Origin of the sequence: Bacillus sp. FSL R5-0523 (assembly GCF_037975295.1) — a bacterium.
GTDB classification, from domain to species: domain Bacteria; phylum Bacillota; class Bacilli; order Bacillales; family Bacillaceae; genus Bacillus; species Bacillus subtilis.
The window spans coordinates 2,835,524-2,853,348 of the sequence record NZ_CP150251.1 but is presented as its reverse complement, the minus strand read 5'-3'; the positions used below and the strand labels follow the sequence as shown (position 1 = coordinate 2,853,348).

21 protein-coding genes are annotated in these 17,825 nt (G+C 44.4%); 19 read left to right on the top strand and 2 right to left on the bottom strand.

From position 1 onward, the window contains the following. The first annotated feature begins 7 nt into the window (after positions 1-7). Positions 8-1,597, top strand: a complete 1,590-nt coding sequence (locus tag NYE53_RS14665; RefSeq protein ID WP_339245348.1) for an amidohydrolase — start codon at positions 8-10, stop codon at positions 1,595-1,597. 29 nt (positions 1,598-1,626) lie between these two features. On the opposite strand, the gene NYE53_RS14660 is transcribed toward NYE53_RS14665, so the two are convergent. Next, complete coding sequence (locus NYE53_RS14660; RefSeq protein ID WP_046160737.1) at positions 1,627-2,430, bottom strand: NAD kinase; 804 nt, start codon at positions 2,428-2,430, stop codon at positions 1,627-1,629. Positions 2,431-2,615: 185 nt separating this feature from the next. Between NYE53_RS14660 and sppA the strand changes: the two genes are divergently transcribed. The 14 genes from sppA to NYE53_RS14590 all read left to right on the top strand — a co-directional run bounded on the left by sppA (position 2,616) and on the right by NYE53_RS14590 (position 13,747). Next, complete coding sequence (gene sppA / locus NYE53_RS14655) at positions 2,616-3,623, top strand: signal peptide peptidase SppA (RefSeq protein ID WP_021480310.1); 1,008 nt, start codon at positions 2,616-2,618, stop codon at positions 3,621-3,623. A 12-nt stretch (positions 3,624-3,635) separates the two neighbouring features. Further along, positions 3,636-4,130, top strand: coding sequence for an RDD family protein (locus NYE53_RS14650; RefSeq protein WP_014477652.1), 495 nt, complete (start codon positions 3,636-3,638; stop codon positions 4,128-4,130). Between the two features lie 74 nt (positions 4,131-4,204). Then, complete coding sequence (locus NYE53_RS14645) at positions 4,205-4,885, top strand: DUF2953 domain-containing protein (protein ID WP_015483561.1); 681 nt, start codon at positions 4,205-4,207, stop codon at positions 4,883-4,885. 13 nt (positions 4,886-4,898) lie between these two features. Continuing rightward, positions 4,899-5,354 (top strand): GerW family sporulation protein, encoded by a 456-nt coding sequence (gene ytfJ, locus NYE53_RS14640; RefSeq protein WP_003223504.1) that lies wholly within the window; start codon positions 4,899-4,901, stop codon positions 5,352-5,354. A gap of 108 nt (positions 5,355-5,462) precedes the next feature. Further along, positions 5,463-5,966 (top strand): thiol peroxidase, encoded by a 504-nt coding sequence (gene tpx, locus NYE53_RS14635; RefSeq protein ID WP_003223506.1) that lies wholly within the window; start codon positions 5,463-5,465, stop codon positions 5,964-5,966. 60 nt (positions 5,967-6,026) lie between these two features. Continuing rightward, entirely contained in the window at positions 6,027-7,016 is a 990-nt protein-coding gene (locus NYE53_RS14630) for a class I SAM-dependent methyltransferase (protein WP_251187628.1), read from the top strand. Continuing rightward, complete coding sequence (locus NYE53_RS14625; protein WP_251187627.1) at positions 6,988-7,191, top strand: hypothetical protein; 204 nt, start codon at positions 6,988-6,990, stop codon at positions 7,189-7,191. Before NYE53_RS14630 ends, NYE53_RS14625 begins: the two co-directional genes overlap by 29 nt. Before the next feature lie 172 nt (positions 7,192-7,363). Then, the gene (locus tag NYE53_RS14620) at positions 7,364-8,551 is read left to right on the top strand and encodes an acetate kinase (RefSeq protein WP_003223511.1); all 1,188 of its coding nucleotides are present in this window, start codon (positions 7,364-7,366) and stop codon (positions 8,549-8,551) included. An 84-nt stretch (positions 8,552-8,635) separates the two neighbouring features. Beyond that, positions 8,636-9,148: a molybdenum cofactor biosynthesis protein B gene (locus NYE53_RS14615; protein ID WP_339245343.1), complete on the top strand. Its 513-nt coding sequence runs from the start codon at positions 8,636-8,638 to the stop codon at positions 9,146-9,148. A gap of 169 nt (positions 9,149-9,317) precedes the next feature. After that, complete coding sequence (locus NYE53_RS14610; RefSeq protein ID WP_003229357.1) at positions 9,318-10,529, top strand: argininosuccinate synthase; 1,212 nt, start codon at positions 9,318-9,320, stop codon at positions 10,527-10,529. Next, entirely contained in the window at positions 10,526-11,911 is a 1,386-nt protein-coding gene (gene argH / locus NYE53_RS14605; RefSeq protein ID WP_064670905.1) for an argininosuccinate lyase, read from the top strand. Before NYE53_RS14610 ends, argH begins: the two co-directional genes overlap by 4 nt. Before the next feature lie 64 nt (positions 11,912-11,975). Continuing rightward, positions 11,976-12,107 carry a hypothetical protein gene (locus NYE53_RS14600; RefSeq protein ID WP_009967976.1) on the top strand — a complete coding sequence of 44 codons (132 nt, stop codon included), beginning with the start codon at positions 11,976-11,978 and terminating at the stop codon, positions 12,105-12,107. Between the two features lie 126 nt (positions 12,108-12,233). After that, positions 12,234-13,001, top strand: coding sequence for an SDR family oxidoreductase (locus NYE53_RS14595; protein ID WP_032726400.1), 768 nt, complete (start codon positions 12,234-12,236; stop codon positions 12,999-13,001). Between the two features lie 62 nt (positions 13,002-13,063). Then, a complete protein-coding gene (locus NYE53_RS14590) occupies positions 13,064-13,747 on the top strand; it encodes a metal-dependent hydrolase (RefSeq protein ID WP_003245964.1) in 684 nt (227 codons plus the stop codon). A 50-nt stretch (positions 13,748-13,797) separates the two neighbouring features. Here the strand turns inward: NYE53_RS14590 and ytlI are convergent, their stop codons facing one another. Then, positions 13,798-14,724, bottom strand: coding sequence for a LysR family transcriptional regulator YtlI (gene ytlI / locus NYE53_RS14585; RefSeq protein WP_339245340.1), 927 nt, complete (start codon positions 14,722-14,724; stop codon positions 13,798-13,800). Positions 14,725-14,876: 152 nt separating this feature from the next. Here ytlI and snaA point away from each other — a divergent pair, with 152 nt between their 5' ends. Genes snaA through tcyL form a run of 4 tightly spaced genes read left to right on the top strand, consistent with a single transcriptional unit; the run spans position 14,877 to position 17,803 of the window. Beyond that, the gene (snaA, locus tag NYE53_RS14580; RefSeq protein WP_015251464.1) at positions 14,877-15,413 is read left to right on the top strand and encodes an N-acetyltransferase SnaA; all 537 of its coding nucleotides are present in this window, start codon (positions 14,877-14,879) and stop codon (positions 15,411-15,413) included. 13 nt (positions 15,414-15,426) lie between these two features. Further along, the gene (tcyJ, locus tag NYE53_RS14575) at positions 15,427-16,236 is read left to right on the top strand and encodes a sulfur-containing amino acid ABC transporter substrate-binding protein TcyJ (RefSeq protein WP_283857542.1); all 810 of its coding nucleotides are present in this window, start codon (positions 15,427-15,429) and stop codon (positions 16,234-16,236) included. A 13-nt stretch (positions 16,237-16,249) separates the two neighbouring features. Beyond that, the gene (gene tcyK / locus NYE53_RS14570) at positions 16,250-17,062 is read left to right on the top strand and encodes a sulfur-containing amino acid ABC transporter substrate-binding protein TcyK (RefSeq protein ID WP_339245336.1); all 813 of its coding nucleotides are present in this window, start codon (positions 16,250-16,252) and stop codon (positions 17,060-17,062) included. Positions 17,063-17,083: 21 nt separating this feature from the next. Beyond that, positions 17,084-17,803: a sulfur-containing amino acid ABC transporter permease TcyL gene (tcyL, locus tag NYE53_RS14565; protein ID WP_339245334.1), complete on the top strand. Its 720-nt coding sequence runs from the start codon at positions 17,084-17,086 to the stop codon at positions 17,801-17,803. The last annotated feature ends 22 nt before the right edge of the window (positions 17,804-17,825 follow it).

Sequence of the window (17,825 nt, the reverse complement as noted above, 5' to 3'; positions counted from 1 at the left end):
AACGTGAATGAAGGCGATATGGCACGGCGGTTTCATTTATACGATGCTCAAAGAAGGCGATCGGACTGAGGCAGTTTATGTTGAGGATGGTGTCATAAAAGGCACCGGCAGCTATGAACTTTTGAAGGAAAAGTACGGGTCGCCGGAAACAGAAGAAATCAGCCTGAACGGAGCAGTGATGTTCCCCGGTTTTGTTGACAGCCATCTACATTTGATCGGCCACGGTGAGAAACAGCTTCAGCTCGATCTGTCCGCACTGACGTCGAAAGATTCAATTTTACAGGCTGCGAAGGAAAGAGAGCGGCAGCTTCCTAAAAACGATTGGCTCATTGGAGAAGGCTGGAATGAAAATCAGTTTGAGACACCTGACTACTTGACTAAGCATGATCTTGATCGCCTGTTTCCTGACAGGCCCGTCTTGCTCAAGCGTATATGCCGGCATGCAATAGCTGTCAATTCTGCGGCTCTTCAAGCAGCGGGAATTTCAAGAAATACTCCTGATCCTGACGGCGGAGTCATCGTAAAAGATGCAAATGGCGAGCCGACCGGACTCCTGTTTGATAAGGCGCAGGATTTGATTCTGAAGGCTGTCCCGCCAGTCTCCCAGCACTATGTTGATGAGGCATTAACGGCTGGAATAAAGGATTGCTGGACAAAAGGCCTGACGGGCGGTCATTCGGAAGACTTGTCCTATTATGGTGATGTTTCGGTGCCGTTGAAAGCTTATGAGAAAGCTGCCGCTGGCGGAAAGTATCCGTTCCGCTGCCATTTGCTCGTTCATCATGAAGCGGTCGATCGATGGGAGCAGCTGGATAAGCCGTCCGGCCCTTATGTGGAGTTTGGTGCAATGAAAATCTTTGCGGACGGGGCGCTTGGCGGGAGAACGGCTTTGTTGAAAGAACCATATCAGGATGATCCATCAACAAATGGTGTTCAGGTTCACGATGACGAAACCCTTGGCCGGCTCATTCGCAAAGCGAGAGAAAAAGGGATGGAGGTTGCTGTTCATGCAATCGGCGATCTTGCTTTTGAAAAAGTGCTGAACGCAATTGAAAAGCATCCGCCCAAAAACGGCCGGCATGATCGGCTTATTCATGCCCAAGTGCTTGATAACGAATTAATCGAGAGAGCAGCACGCATGCCGATCGCACTTGATCTTCAGCCGCATTTCGTTGCAAGCGACTTTCCGTGGGTCATTGACCGTCTCGGAAAAGACCGGATGAAGACTGCATTTGCCTGGAAAACCCTCATATCTAAAGGCATTTTATGCGCGGGCGGTTCAGACGCCCCGATTGAGCCTGTTGACCCGCTTCTAGGGATCCAGTCCGCGGTCCTAAGGAAAAGCAGTCATGAGCAAAACGGGCCAAGCTATAATGAAAGTGAATGTTTACCTGTATATGAAGCGATAAAGCTTTATACAGAAGGTAGCGCCGGTATCATTTATAAAGAGAAGTCACGCGGGAAAATTGCGGAAGGCTATGACGCGGATTTTACAGTTCTCAGTGGTGATCCGTTTGCCATTGACCCCGCACAGCTTCATCTTTTAGATATTAAAAAAACCGTGATTAACGGCCAGATTGTATATGAGAAATCATAAAAGGACAGGCAGCAGCCTGTCCTTATTTTCTATAAAAAAGTACGCTTCACTTTTTCCCAAAATGAATTGTCCTTTAGTTTGACTGTTTTGATTTTCTTATTAGACAGTTTGATTTCGATCGTTTTCACATTTCTCGTGCTGAGTGCTTCATTGTCCAAGCCGATGATTGGGTGTTCATTGCCGTCCTGCACCACACGAAGGGTCAGCTTTCGGTCAGAGCTGAGGACAAATGGCGAGCCGAGTGTCCGGTAGGTATTATTGTTAAGGGATGCAAGCTCTGATACCTGCATGCATGGAAGCAATGGATCAACAACCGCTCCTGCAACAGACTTGTTATAGGCGGTGCTCCCTGTAGGCGTTGAGATAATCATTCCGTCGCCTCTAAACGTTTCAAAGTGCAGATCGTCAATCAGCACGTCCATCACAAAGGTTTTGATGATGCTTGAGCGGATGGATACCTCGTTTAAGCAGTGAAAAGGACTGGCTTGATCCACTGTCACTTCAATCAGCGGGTATTTTCTCACTTCAATTTGTTCAAACGTCATTGCATCAACCATTTTTTCTCGCTCATCACTATGAAAGTCGCAATATAGATGAGCTTTCCCCTTTTTGGTAATGCCGACGTACAAGCAGTCGTCACGAAAATTCGTCTTTCTGACTGCCTGCAAAAATGTGCCGTCCCCGCCAATGCTAGCGATAATATTGGCGTCTGAGTGCTGGTTCACAACGGTAAATCCATGCTCTTCCGCCAATTGTGTTAACGAGTGGGCTTGTTCGTTCGTTTCCTGATCCTGTTTGTGAAAAAAATAAACATTACGGCGTTGATCGGTCATATCCCATTTCCCCTTTGCTGTCATATTTAAGTTTTTCTGCCATCCAGTATTTGTGGTAAAATACCTTTGGCCATAAGTGTACCACGTTTGCCGGCAGCCCGTTAAGCCGGAGCTTTCTCATGAAGTGAAACATTTTTCATATTGAATCGTATAATGAGAGAGTTTGGGAAAAAGGAGGAGAAAAAATGAATGCAAAAAGATGGATTGCATTAGTGATTGCTCTGGGGATTTTCGGCGTGTCTATTATCGTCAGCATCTCTATGAGTTTCTTTGAAAGCGTCAAAGGCGCTCAAACGGATCTCACATCACTGACGGATGAATCGCAGGAAAAGACGCTGGAAAACGGCAGTCTCTCAAGTAAAATTGCCGTATTAGAGGTCAGCGGCACCATTCAGGATAATGGGGACTCAAGCAGTCTGCTTGGTGCAGACGGATATAACCACAGAACGTTCTTAAAAAACCTTGAGCGCGCAAAAGATGACAAGACGGTCAAAGGTATCGTTCTGAAGGTGAATTCTCCGGGTGGCGGAGTGTATGAAAGTGCTGAAATACATAAGAAACTGGAAGAAATCAAGAAAGAAACGAAAAAACCGATTTACGTGTCAATGGGTTCGATGGCAGCATCAGGAGGCTATTACATCTCAACAGCGGCTGATAAGATTTTTGCGACACCAGAAACCCTGACCGGGTCACTCGGCGTCATTATGGAAAGCGTCAATTATTCAAAGCTTGCCGATAAGCTTGGCATTTCTTTTGAAACGATTAAGAGCGGGGCCCATAAGGACATTATGTCTCCTTCCCGTGAGATGACGAAAGAAGAAAAAAACATCATGCAATCAATGGTTGATAATTCGTATGAAGGCTTTGTTGATGTCATTTCAAAAGGGCGCAGCATGCCGAAAGCAGAGGTAAAGAAAATTGCGGACGGCCGCGTGTATGACGGACGGCAGGCAAAAAAACTGAACCTCGTTGATGAGCTTGGTTTTTATGACGATACCATTACGGCGATGAAAAAGGATCACAAGGATTTGAAAAACGCCTCTGTCATTTCTTATGAGGAAAGCTTCGGATTAGGCTCACTGTTTTCTATGGGTGCGAACAAAATGTTTAAAAGTGAAATTGATTTTTTGAATATGAGAGAAATTCTATCGCAATCCGGTTCGCCGAGAATGATGTATCTCTATGCGAAGTAGGAGGGAACAATAATGGACGCGACATATGAAGAGTTAGAGCGCAATGACATCAAAGGCCCGCAAGAAGCGGAGCAGCTGACACATGCCTATGCTGGCTTTTGGGTTCGTTTCTGGGCTTTCCTGCTTGATTGGCTCGTGATATGGGGATTAAACCATTTACTCGTTTCTCCCCTCTTTACCGTATTGGATCTGCCGAAAACATCTGGCATGTTTACCTTCTCGGCCTACAGTGTGACAACGCTTATTGTGTATCTTGCCTATTTCGCACTAATGACAAAATACTTCAGGCAGACGCTTGGTAAAATGGTGTTCGGCCTCAAAGTGGTTTCTGTGAAGCAAGATAGCAAGCTGACATGGAGTACAGTGATTTTTCGTGAAGTGGTGGGACGGTATATTGATAAGATTTGGATTTTATATATCGTTGTTGCTTTTTCACCTACAAAACAAGGGATTCATGATTACATCGCGGATACCACCGTGGTGCATGAAAAATTATACCGCAAATAACCGATAACCCGGACCTCTGTCCGGGTTTATTTTTTTAGGAATTGGCGATAATGCTCCTAGAGGAAGTGAAGAATATGGTGTATGTACTGACAGCCATTCTTATTCTCATAGGGATCGTACTGCTTCTCAGAATGAAAATCCATGTCGCGCTGGAGTATCTTCATGCCGCTGATAATGACAAATTGACTTTGAAGATTACGGCGCTGTTTGGCCTTATAAGGATCAAAAAAACAATCCCGGCGATTAAGGTGAACAAAGAAGACGGAACAGTGGATATCAAACAAAAAACTGAATCTAAAATGAAAAAAAGCAGCGGAAAGAAAAAAATTACACAAAACGATGTGCAGCAAAGCATTAATAAAATCGAAATGCTTTTGCATCAGGTCACCAGACTGCGAAAAATCAGCGCGTCTTTTCTCGCGCATTTACATATCACAAAACTAGAATGGGTTACAGTAATCGGAATTCAGGACGCGGCAGTGACAGGTGTGTTAACAGGTGCTGTATGGGGTGTGAAGGGCGGTATCGCAGCAATGCTCTACGACCACCTGGACTTTGTGAATAAACCTGTCTATGAGGTGATCCCGTCGTTTCAAGTCCCTGTTTCCAAGACCCATTTTCAGTGTATATTCTTTTTTCGCTTTGGACATGCTATGCTTGCAGCTTTCAAATTCGTCAAATACGGACGGGAGCTATCCGTATTAAAGAAGAATCCGTCGGCTAGAATGACTTCAAAGAATGATTCATCAGTTTAAGGAGGAAGCGTATATGGCAGACCATCCCATCCAAGGGTTAATGAAAACCGCAATGGAAAACTTGAAGGAAATGATTGATGTTAACACCATCATCGGAGATCCAGTAGAAACGCCTGATGGAAGTGTGATTTTAACTGTTTCTAAAGTTGGATTCGGATTCGCCGCAGGCGGAAGCGAGTTTGGCGGAAAGCCGGCCGAAAAGAAATCGGAAGACGATGAGACAAGAGAACAGAAACTTCCTTTCGGAGGCGGAAGCGGGGGCGGTGTGTCCATTACGCCGATCGCGTTTTTAATTGTCGGATCGACAGGCATCAGAATGCTTCATTTAGATGAAAATACCCATTTAATAGAGAAAATTTTAGACGCAGCCCCTCAAACACTCGAACGCATCCAGCAAATGTTCAAGAAAAATAACAAAAACCAAGGCCAGGGCCAAAATCAAAACCAAATGAACAATATGAACTATTAAAAAAGGTTAACTGCGCTGGCCGCAGTTAACTTTTTTTTGGCATAAACTTTGCAGTTTGCAGGAAACTTTACTATGATAGAGACATACATACAAAAGGGAGGAATTATAATGGCTGAAATTACATTCAAAGGCGGTCCGGTTACACTTGTCGGACAAGAAGTGAAGGTAGGAGATCAAGCTCCTGATTTCACAGTGCTGACTAACAGCCTTGAAGAAAAATCGTTAGCTGACATGAAAGGAAAGGTAACGATTATTTCTGTTATCCCTTCAATTGATACAGGTGTTTGTGATGCACAAACACGCCGTTTTAACGAAGAAGCTGCAAAGCTTGGAGATGTCAACGTCTACACAATCAGTGCAGATCTTCCATTCGCGCAAGCGCGCTGGTGCGGCGCTAACGGAATTGACAAAGTGGAAACACTGTCTGACCACAGAGATATGTCATTTGGCGAAGCGTTCGGTGTGTATATTAAAGAACTTCGTCTGCTTGCGCGTTCCGTATTTGTCCTTGATGAGAACGGAAAAGTCGTTTACGCTGAATATGTAAGCGAAGCAACAAACCACCCGAACTATGAAAAGCCAATTGAGGCTGCTAAGGCATTAGTGAAGTAAGCAGGGAAAAAAGCTCCAGGCTGCCGCCGGAGCTTTTTTCATGGCAAGGAGGAACACAATATGCAAAAAGACCATGTAGGTGCGGTGTATGAGCTGTTAAACGAAGCCGCGATTATGATAAAGAATGAATTGCAAATTTCATATATAGAGGCGCTGGCCGAAGCAGGAGAAATGTATTTTCTTGAAAAAACGGATCAGCTGAAACTGCCTGCTGATCAGAAAACCAAACAACTTCAGGCTCTGCTTGAAAAAGCGGAATTCGGCACGTATGAGGATGAGTGGGTACGCAAGGCTTTTCAGCTTGCCGTTCTTAAAGGAATGAAAGATATCTCCCATCCAAACAGACAAATGACGCCGGATACGATCGGGCTTTTCATCAGCTATTTGGTGAATAAGTTTATGGCGGACAAAAAGGAACTGACCATTCTTGATCCAGCCTTGGGAACTGGGAACCTTCTGTTTACCGTGCTGAACCAGCTGTCTGAAAAAACGGCAAATAGCTTTGGCATTGAAATTGATGATGTGCTCTTGAAGATCGCCTATGCCCAAGCGAACCTTCTGAAAAAAGAGCTTGAGCTTTTCCACCAGGACAGCCTTGAGCCGTTGTTTATCGATCCAGTTGACACGGTCATTTGTGATCTGCCAGTCGGCTATTATCCGAATGACGAAGGAGCAGAAGCGTTTGAGCTCAAAGCTGACGAAGGCCATTCCTTCGCTCATCATCTGTTTATTGAACAGAGCGTCAAGCATACCAAACCGGGCGGCTACTTATTTTTTATGATTCCGAATCATTTGTTTGAGAGCTCCCAAAGCGGCAAGCTGAAACAGTTTTTCAAAGATAAGGTTCATATCAACGCACTGTTGCAGCTGCCAAAATCTATTTTTAAAGACGAAGCTCATGCCAAAAGCATCCTTGTGCTTCAGAAACAAGGAGAGAATACGAAAGCGCCGGGGCAAATTCTGCTTGCGAATCTTCCGTCTTTCTCCAATCAAAAGGCGATGCTTGATATGATGGCTCAATTTGATGAATGGTTTAAAAAAGAAAAGTAAATGTTTTAAAAGCAGCTTAGGCAGCCGTATGAGGTCGATGCCTAAGCTGTTTTTATTTATGCTTTTGAAGACCGGACTTGACGAATTGAATCCAGCTTTGAAACACAAAATACAGAGGGAAAAACCGCAAATTGTAAGCGTTCATCAATACAAAACCTATAGGGAATGTGTCTGAAAATAACGACTTCTTATTGTAAGCGTTATCAATACGCAAGTTGACTTGAAAAGCCGACATGACAATGTTTAAATGGAAAAGTCAGATATTTTTCGGAGAAGATGTTGATATTCACCGGGAAAAAAGTACGAAAAACGAAGTTGTTGATACAGAGTATAAAGGAGCGTCAATCATGTCCAAAATTATTGCAATTAACGCAGGAAGCTCGTCTTTGAAATTTCAGCTTTTCGAAATGCCTTCAGAAACCGTTTTAACGAAGGGGTTAGTTGAACGAATCGGTATCGCCGACAGCGTATTCACAATTTCTGTGAACGGCGAAAAAAATACAGAAGTAACTGATATTCCGGATCATGCGGTAGCTGTTAAAATGCTGCTGAATAAGTTAACGGAATTTGGCATTATTAAAGACTTGAATGAAATTGACGGAATTGGCCATCGTGTCGTTCACGGCGGAGAAAAATTCAGCGATTCTGTTTTATTAACGGATGAAACCATTAAGGAAATCGAAGATATTTCTGAATTGGCACCGCTTCACAATCCGGCAAATATCGTTGGAATTAAAGCGTTCAAAGAAGTGCTTCCAAATGTTCCTGCGGTAGCTGTATTTGATACGGCATTCCACCAAACAATGCCTGAGCAGTCTTACCTGTACAGCCTGCCGTATGAATACTATGAAAAATTCGGCATCCGTAAATACGGCTTCCACGGCACTTCACATAAATATGTAACTGAGCGTGCGGCAGAGCTTCTCGGCCGTCCGTTAAAAGACTTGCGCCTGATTTCCTGCCACCTTGGAAACGGAGCAAGTATTGCGGCTGTTGAAGGCGGAAAATCAATTGACACATCCATGGGCTTTACGCCGCTTGCCGGTGTAGCAATGGGTACACGCTCTGGAAACATCGACCCTGCCCTGATTCCATACATCATGGAGAAAACAGGCCAAACGGCTGACGAAGTATTGAATACATTAAACAAAAAAAGCGGACTGCTCGGCATTTCCGGTTTCTCAAGCGATCTTCGTGACATCGTTGAAGCAACGAAAGAAGGAAATGAGCGCGCGGAAACGGCTCTTGAGGTATTCGCAAGCAGAATCCACAAATACATCGGTTCTTACGCTGCAAGAATGAGCGGTGTCGATGCGATCATCTTTACTGCCGGTATCGGTGAAAACAGTGTGGAAGTCAGAGAACGCGTTCTTCGCGGTTTAGAATTCATGGGCGTATACTGGGATCCTGCGCTTAATAACGTGCGCGGCGAGGAAGCTTTCATCAGCTATCCGCATTCCCCGGTAAAAGTCATGATCATTCCAACTGATGAAGAAGTCATGATTGCGCGCGACGTTGTTCGTTTAGCAAAATAAATCGCATGAAAGCACATTCTCTTGAATGTGCTTTTTTGTTGATGCATGATAGTGACAGACAGAAAACATAAAAGAGGTGGGCCAATGAGCGTTCAAGAGCATAAACAAGAAGCTCCCGATATCGTTCGGTGCAAAGTGATTACTGTCAGTGACACGAGGACAGAGGAAACCGATAAAAGCGGCAAGCTGATGATCTCGTTTTTAGAAGAAGCCGGTCATCACATTGCTGCATATGAAATTGTAAAAGACGAAAAGGATGCTTTGCAGCGGTCAGTGCTTGCGGGCTGCATGGATGAACAGACAGACGCGGTACTCTTAAACGGAGGGACAGGCATAGCAGATCGGGATGTCACAATTGAAGCCATAACGCAGCTGTTTTCGAAAGAACTGCCCGGCTTTGGAGAAATATTCAGGATGTTGAGTTATACAGAGGATATCGGATCTGCCGCAATCATGTCGAGAGCAACTGCCGGCGTCATTCAGCATACCGCTGTTTTCTCAACGCCAGGCTCAAGCGGCGCGGTAAAGCTGGCAATGAATAAGCTGATTATTCCCGAACTTGCACATGTGGTCAGAGAAATCAGAAAAGACAAGTAAATGAATAAATACTATGAAACTTCACCTGAAATTTAGGTGAAGTTTTTTTTATAAAAGGCTTGAAAAAACGAAACGTACTTGTTAAAGTGTATACATACAAAATGTATTTTTATTAAATATAATTTATTTTTATACAAAATAGAAACACGGTTGAGAGGGGAATTTTATCATGTCAGAACAGAAAAAAGTCGTATTAGCATACTCAGGGGGTCTTGATACTTCCGTCGCAATAAAATGGCTTCAGGAGCAAGGATATAATGTAATCGCCTGCTGTCTGGATGTCGGTGAGGGTAAAGATTTGGCATTTGTTCAGCAGAAAGCGCTTGAAGTCGGCGCGACAAACTCCTACGTGATCGATGCAAAAGAAGAATTTGCACAGGACTACGCGCTTATTTCTTTGCAGGCCCACACGATGTATGAAGGAAAATACCCGCTTGTTTCGGCATTATCTCGACCGCTGATCGCGAAAAAACTGGTTGAAATTGCGGAAAAAGAAGATGCACAGGCGATTGCCCACGGATGCACAGGGAAAGGAAATGACCAGGTTCGTTTTGAAGTCTCCATTAAATCATTAAACCCTGATCTTGAAGTCATCGCGCCGGTTCGCGAATGGCAGTGGTCACGTGAAGAAGAAATTGAATATGCGGCTAGCCGCGGCATTCCGATTCCGATCAATCTTGACAGCCCGTATTCTATCGACCAAAACCTCTGGGGACGCGCCAATGAGTGCGGCATTCTAGAAGATCCATGGGCGGCGCCGCCAGAAGGTGCATACGATTTAACAGCTCCGCTGGAAAAAACGCCGGACACGCCGGAAGTGATTGAAATTGCATTTGAACAGGGCGTGCCTGTCTCCATTGACGGTGTTTCCTACTCGCTTTCTGAGCTGATTTTGAAGCTGAATGAAATGGCGGGGGCGCACGGTGTCGGACGTATCGACCACGTGGAAAACCGCCTCGTCGGCATTAAATCCCGGGAAGTATACGAATGCCCTGGTGCGATGACACTGATCAAAGCGCATAAAGAATTAGAAGATTTGACACTGGTGAAAGAGGTAGCCCACTTTAAACCGATCATCGAGCAAAAAATGTCAGAGATCATTTACAACGGCTTATGGTTCTCGCCGTTAAAAGATGCGCTGCACGCTTTCTTAAAAGAAACGCAAAAGCATGTCACAGGCATTGTCCGCGTGAAGCTGTTTAAAGGCCATGCAATTGTAGAAGGACGTAAATCGGAATACTCTCTATATGATGAAAAACTTGCAACATATACAAAAGACGATGCATTTGATCACCATGCAGCAATCGGATTTATCGAGCTTTGGGGACTTCCGACAAAAGTGAACAGCATCGTGAAAAAGAAGGAGCAGATTAAAGCATGAAGAAGCTTTGGGGAGGCCGATTTCAAAAAACACCGGAAAAATGGGTCGACGAGTTCGGCGCGTCCATATCATTTGACCAACATTTAGTTGCTGAAGACATTACAGGGTCTCTCGCACATGCTGCCATGCTGAAAAAATGCGGTATTCTGACAGCAGAAGAAGAGCTGAAAATCCGAGAGGGCCTGAATACCCTTTTGCAAAAAGCAGAGGAGGGAGCATTGGAATTCTCAGTCGATTATGAGGATATTCATTTGAACATTGAGAAAATGCTCATTGACGAAATCGGTCCTCTTGGCGGCAAGCTGCATACCGGCAGAAGCCGGAATGACCAGGTGGCGACTGACATGCATTTATACTTGAAGAATCATGTCGGCCACATCATCGAGCTGATTGAGGCATTCCAAAGTGCGCTGATTGAAAAGGCGGAAGCGAACGTTGAAACGATTCTGCCGGGCTACACACATCTGCAGCGCGCCCAGCCGATTTCATTCGCTCACCATCTGCTTGCGTATTTCTGGATGCTTGAGCGCGACAAGGAGCGTTTTCAGGATTCGATGAAGCGGATTAACAAATCTCCGCTCGGCTGCGGGGCGCTCGCGGGAACAACCTTCCCAATTGACCGTGATTATTCAGCAGAACTGCTCGGCTTTGATGCCATTTATGAAAACAGCTTGGACGGCGTCAGCGACAGAGACTTCATTTTGGAGTTTTTAAGCAACAGCAGTATGCTGATGATGCACCTATCCCGTTTCTCTGAAGAAATCATTTTATGGTGCTCGCAGGAGTTTAAATTCATCGAGCTTGACGATACGTACGCAACAGGGAGCAGCATGATGCCGCAAAAGAAAAATCCTGATATGGCGGAGCTGATCCGCGGCAAGACAGGACGCGTATACGGCGATATGATGGGGCTGTTTACGATCATGAAAGGACTTCCGCTCGCTTACAACAAAGATCTGCAGGAAGACAAAGAGGGCATGTTTGACACGGTGAAAACGGTGGAGGGCAGCCTGCAAATCTTCACAGGCATGATCCAAACAATGACTGTAAACAAAGACGTCATGAAGCAAGCGACAAAACAAGACTTTTCAAATGCGACGGAACTGGCGGATTATTTAGCTAAAAAGGGAATGCCGTTCAGAGAAGCGCATGAAGTGGTCGGGAAACTTGTGTACACATGCATCGAAAGAGGGATCTATTTAAGCGATATGCCGTTTGGCGAGTTTCAGCAGGCGAGCACACTATTCGAAGAAGATATTTACACTGTGTTAGACCCTTACTACGCAGTTGAAAAAAGAATGAGCGCCGGGGGCACCGGATTCAAACAGGTAAAGCAGGCGCTTGAAAAAGCGAAAGCTTGCGTGGCAGCTGGAGTTTGTTAAAATTTCCTTCATAAAATCCCGTCATTATAGCCAACCTACCTCTATAATGATGGGAGGCAGAATGATGAAAAAAGAACCGGAACGCTATATTTATGATGAACAAGAAAGCCAGGAGACAACAAGGCTCATTTCAGAAGCATATCAAAGCGGTTATGTCGATATGCCTGATCAGGAGTCTTCATCTCCTGCAGAATAAGCTGTCTGTACAGGCAGCTTTTTTTGTATGCCAAAGTGTAAAAAGTGATATTGCAAGCCTTTTATAGTAAAGTAGAAGAAGAAACACTTTATTGAAAGCGGCGACGTTGCTTTGGGAGGTATTCATGTGCGACATGCTTTAATTACTGCCGGTTCGAAGGGTTTAGGCCGCAAAGTGACTGAAACGTTGCTTGCAAAGGGGTATTCAGTAACAGTCAATTACAGACAGGATGAGGAGGCAGTCAGCCGCCTGAAGGAAGCCTGTCCCGATTGTCTTGACCGGCTGCAATTTGTAAAAGGTGATGTCACCAAAAAAGAAGATCTGCTGCGTATTGCAGAGGCTGCCTTAAACCGCTTCGGAAGGATCGACTTTTTGATTAACAACGCGGGACCATACATATTTGAACGTAAAAAGTTAGCCGATTATACTGATGATGAATGGTATGGCATGCTGGAAGGAAATTTAAGCGCCGTCTTTCATTTATTCAAAGCGGTTATTCCTGTTATGAGAAAACAGCAATTTGGACGCATCATTACGTACGGATTCCAAGGTGCGGCTCACGCGCCCGGCTGGCTTCACCGATCGGCATTTGGCGCTGCGAAAGTGGGCTTGGCTTCTTTGACGAAGACAATTGCCATTGAAGAAGCCGAATTCGGCATAACCGCCAACATGGTTTGCCCGGGAGACATTGTCGGCGACATGAAAGAAGCATCAATAGAGGAAGCCAGAATGCGAATCGGCAAAGAAAAAACGCCGATAGGAAGATCCGGTACAGGCGAGGATATCGCCCGGATTATCGCTTTCTTGTGTGAGGAGAACTCAGACCTTGTGACAGGGACTGTCATTGAAGCCACCGGTGGCCTCAATGTCATTAACAAGAATCAAACAACATAAGTTTTTCAGCTTTTTAAAAAGGGAAAATAAAAAAATCAAAATCATGTGACGAGGTGAAAGAAATGAAAGTGACATATCACGGACATTCTGTAATCACAGTGGAAACGAAGGACCATCATATTATTTTTGATCCGTTTTTAACAGGGAATTCATTAACGGATATAAAGCCGGAGGATGTAAAAGCGGATGTCATCTTACTAACGCACGGCCACAATGACCATGTCGGCGATACTGAACAAATCGCCAAGCAAAATAACGCGTTAGTTATAGCCCCGAACGAGCTCGCTGTGTACTTAGGCTGGAAAGGCTTGAATGTTCATCCAATGCATATTGGCGGCTCCCGCCAGTTCGATTTTGGAAAAGTGAAGCTCACACAGGCCTTTCATGGATCAGCCATCACAGATGAAGAAAACAAAACAATCACTTACACAGGCATGCCTGCCGGTATTTTGCTGACTGTAGAAGATAAAACGATTTTCCACGCGGGCGATACGGCTCTTTTCTCTGATATGAAACTCATTGGCGAATTGAATCATATCGACCTTGCTTTCCTGCCGATTGGCGATAACTTTACGATGGGGCCTGAAGACGCCAAGCTTGCCGCTGAATGGCTGCGCGCAAAACAGGTCGTGCCGGTGCATTACAATACATTCCCGGTCATCGAACAAGACCCAGAAGCATTCGCTGACAGCCTGCCGGGCGGAGTCGGCAAAGTCATGTCGGTCGGTGAGACGATCGAGCTTTAAACCGTGAAACCATCTCCTGATGAATCAGGAGGTGGTTTTTATTTTTTCAGTTATCCTGTAATGGTCTTATCAGAGGTTCCTTCCAATTCTTTGCTGTGCTGCTGAAAACGTTTGGTTATCCGGGCGATCAAGTCCTTCGTGGCGCGGTCAAAATGATCTTCTTTTTGATTTGTCAACAGCCCTATGGGCGGGGTGATATCCAGGTTCAGAATTGGAATGACTTTAGTGCCGTTGAACGGTTTAGAGTGTGCGGTGCTGGTAAAGATTGAAATTCCGATGTTTTCACGTACGTAATATTCATGTGACATGCTGCTTGTGAGCTCCATTTTTTTGTAGCGATTCCCGAGTTCTCTATGTAAGTGCTGTTCAATTTGTAAGCGAATGGGGCAATTGGCGGGCGTAAATATGAAGCGCTCTTCTGCTAAATCAGACAAATGGACAGCCTTCTTCTCAGCGAGCGGATGTTGATCAGATACAATCACATTTAATGTGTCATAAAAAAATGGATGGTAGTAATTTTCAAGAATCAGCTCCGGCTCGCCGCAGACTGCAAAATCAATCGTCCCGTCTAAGAGCTTTTGACTGCAGGTATTGGCGTCATCAACCTTGATATTAACTGTTATCTTTGGGTAATCCTTTAAGAAATCCTTTAAAATCTCGGGGAATATCAGACTGGCGGTTGGCTCTGAAACCCCTATGTTGATAATGCCTGCCTCTTCTTCCTTTAAGTCGGAGAGGTTGTGTTTAAGCGCCTCGTATTGTATCAAGAGATCTCCTGTTCGTTCATAAAAAAGCTTCCCTGCTTTTGTCAACTGCAGGCTTTTTCCTCTTTCAAACAGCAGTACGCCTAAATCCTGCTCCAATTGCTTCATACGCATCGATATCGTCGGCTGCGAGTAGTTGAGTATTTCTGCAGCTTTATAGAAGCTTCCAAATTTTACAATCGTATGAAACGTTTTGATTGAGCGTAACTCCAATGTGCTCCCTCCTGTTTTTCATCATTAAAAATACTGAAGTGAAGGTTTACTTTTTTTGATTAGTCAAAGATCAGAGTATGCTTTATAGTATAAACAATAAAAACTTAGTAAACAAATAGGAATTATATATTTTGTGAAGAGGAGTGACAAAAATGAGTGAGGATATTTTTCGACTGGCAACTGTTGAAGATGCATCGGAGCTGTTGAAACTGGTTAACAGCGCATTTCAGCCCATTCGGCAGCTGGATATTGATTGGCCATCCACGAGAGCTGATATCCAAATGGTATCAGAAAATATTGAACATCATTCAGCGATTGTGCTGGAGCGGGATGGGAAGCTGATTTCAACGATTACAATCAGGTTCCCGTGGGAGAGTGAGACGCCTCCTTCAAAATATCCGTTTGTGTGGTGGTTTGCGACACTGCCGGAATATAAAGGACAAGGCGCCGGAAGTAAGCTGCTTACGTATGTTGAAGAAAAAGTGCTTCGAGATATGCTGAAGGCTCCTGCGCTGACACTCGGCACATCGGCGCGCAAGCATCCTTGGCTTGCTGACATGTACAGAAGGAGAGGGTATGAAGTGTATTTTGAGCAGGAAAAAGACGGGGACATAGGTGTGATGATGCACAAGGTTCTGATTCCGGAACGATTTAACCCAACGCTTTTAGGTGCGCCCAGCTGGGCATGATGTGAGGCAGCCTATGAATAAGCGTAAAGGATTGGTTTTGCTGCTGTCAGTGTTTGCATTACTTGGCGGGGGATGTTCGCAAACAAATAACAAAACAGATCCTCAAGCTCAAACGGTCATAGTCGGCACTGGAACAGATTTTCCGAATATTGCGTTTTTAGATGAAAAAGGCGATTTGACCGGGTATGACATTGAAGTGATGAAAGCCATCGATAAGGAGTTGCCTCAATATACATTTGAATTTAAAACGATGGATTTCTCAAATCTGCTGACGAGTCTCGGAAATAAAAAAATTGATGTGATTGCGCACAATATGGCCAAAAATAAAGAACGAGAAAAGCGTTTTTTGTATCATAAAGTCCCATATAACTACTCGCCGATGTACATCACGGTGAAAGAGGATAATCACAAGATTCATACATTAAAAGACTTGCACGGAAAAACAGTCATAGTTGGCGCCACGTCAAATGCGGCAGATTATATTACAAATTACAACAAAACGCACGGCAGCCCGATTCATTTGAGATATGCGGGACAGGGAAGCAATGACACCGCCAATCAAATTGAAACCGGGCGCGCAGATGCAACGATAGCTACACCGTTTGCCGTCGATTTTCAGAATAAAACGCACGCCTTCCGCCAAAAGACAGTCGGTGACGTGTTATTAGATACCGAGGTGTACTTTATGTTTAATAAAGGCAGCCAAACCTTGGCGGATGACACGGATCAAGCGATTAAAAAGCTGGAGAAAAACGGAACGCTAAAAAAACTAAGCCGAAAATGGCTCGGGGCAGATTATTCAAAATCAAGTTTTGAAAAATAAATGGGGCGATGAGATGAAAATGAAAGCAGCATTTATGACAATATTATTTTCGCTTATAACAGTTCTGTCAGCTTGCGGTGCAGGCAGTCAAACGACGGGAGCCGGGCAAAAGAAGGTACAGACGATCACGGTCGGAACTGGAACCCAATTTCCGAATATTTGCTTTATTGATGAAAAAGGCGATTTAACCGGTTATGATGTCGAACTGATCAAAGAGCTTGATAAGCGCCTGCCACATTATAAATTCACATTTAAAACGATGGAATTTTCCAACCTGCTTGTCAGCCTCGGACAGCATAAAGTCGATATCGTGGCACATCAAATGGAGAAAAGCAAAGAGCGTGAGAAAAAATTTCTGTTTAACAAGGTTGCTTACAACCATTTTCCTTTAAAAATTACTGTGCTTCAAAATAACGATACGATCCGTGGAATTGAAGACTTAAAAGGAAAACGGGTGATTACGAGTGCCACCTCCAACGGAGCGCTTGTACTGAAAAAATGGAATGAGGATAATGGACGGCCGTTTGAGATTGCCTATGAGGGCCAAGGCGCAAATGAGACTGCGAATCAGCTGAAATCGGGGCGTGCGGACGCAACGATCTCAACGCCTTTTGCAGTAGACTTTCAAAACAAGACGAGCGCTATTAAAGAAAAAACCGTCGGTCATGTGCTTTCAAATGCTAAAGTGTATTTTATGTTTAACAAAAATGAACAAACGTTAAGTGACGATATTGATAAAGCCTTACAGGAAATCATTGATGACGGAACGCTGAAAAGGCTCAGTTTGAAATGGCTTGGTGACGACTATTCCAAAGAGCAGTATTAGGTAAAAAGAGAGGGAGCAGTGATGGAAAAAGCGTTTGATATGAACATGATTGGAGATTTTGTGCCGACGTTAACTGCTTTTTTACCGATTACATTATACATTTTAACACTGTCCTTGCTTTTCGGTTTTGTATTAGGACTCTTTCTGGCACTGCCCCGCATCTACAATATTCCAATTGTAAATCAATTGGCAAAAGTGTATATCTCATTTTTCAGGGGAACGCCTATCATGGTGCAGCTTTTCATCGTGTTTTACGGAATCCCGGCGCTTACGGGGCTTATCGGGATTGATACATCAAAAATGGACCCGTTTTATGCTGCTGTCGCAACCTACGCGTTAAGCAATGCAGCGGCAGCCGCAGAAATCATTCGAGCGGGGGTGGGCAGTGTAGATAAAGGCCAAACGGAAGCGGCGTACAGTATTGGCTTAAGCGGTAGTCAGGCCTTCAGGCGAATCGTTCTGCCCCAGGCACTTGTCCAGGTGTTTCCAAATATGGGAAACATGGTGATCAGTTCTTTAAAAGATACATCTCTAGCTTTTTCAATAGGTGTTATGGATATGTCCGGAAGGGGCCAAACACTGATTACCTCAAGCAACCATTCTCTTGAAGTTTACATTGCGCTATCGATTGTTTATTATGCTGTAGCGGTTTTATTCGAATGGTTCTTTCGAGTGGCAGAAAAACGAATCAAGAAGAATCAAACAAGGATTGTTACTGTTTTTGACATGAACATACATTGATATATTTCTTCGGATGAGGGGG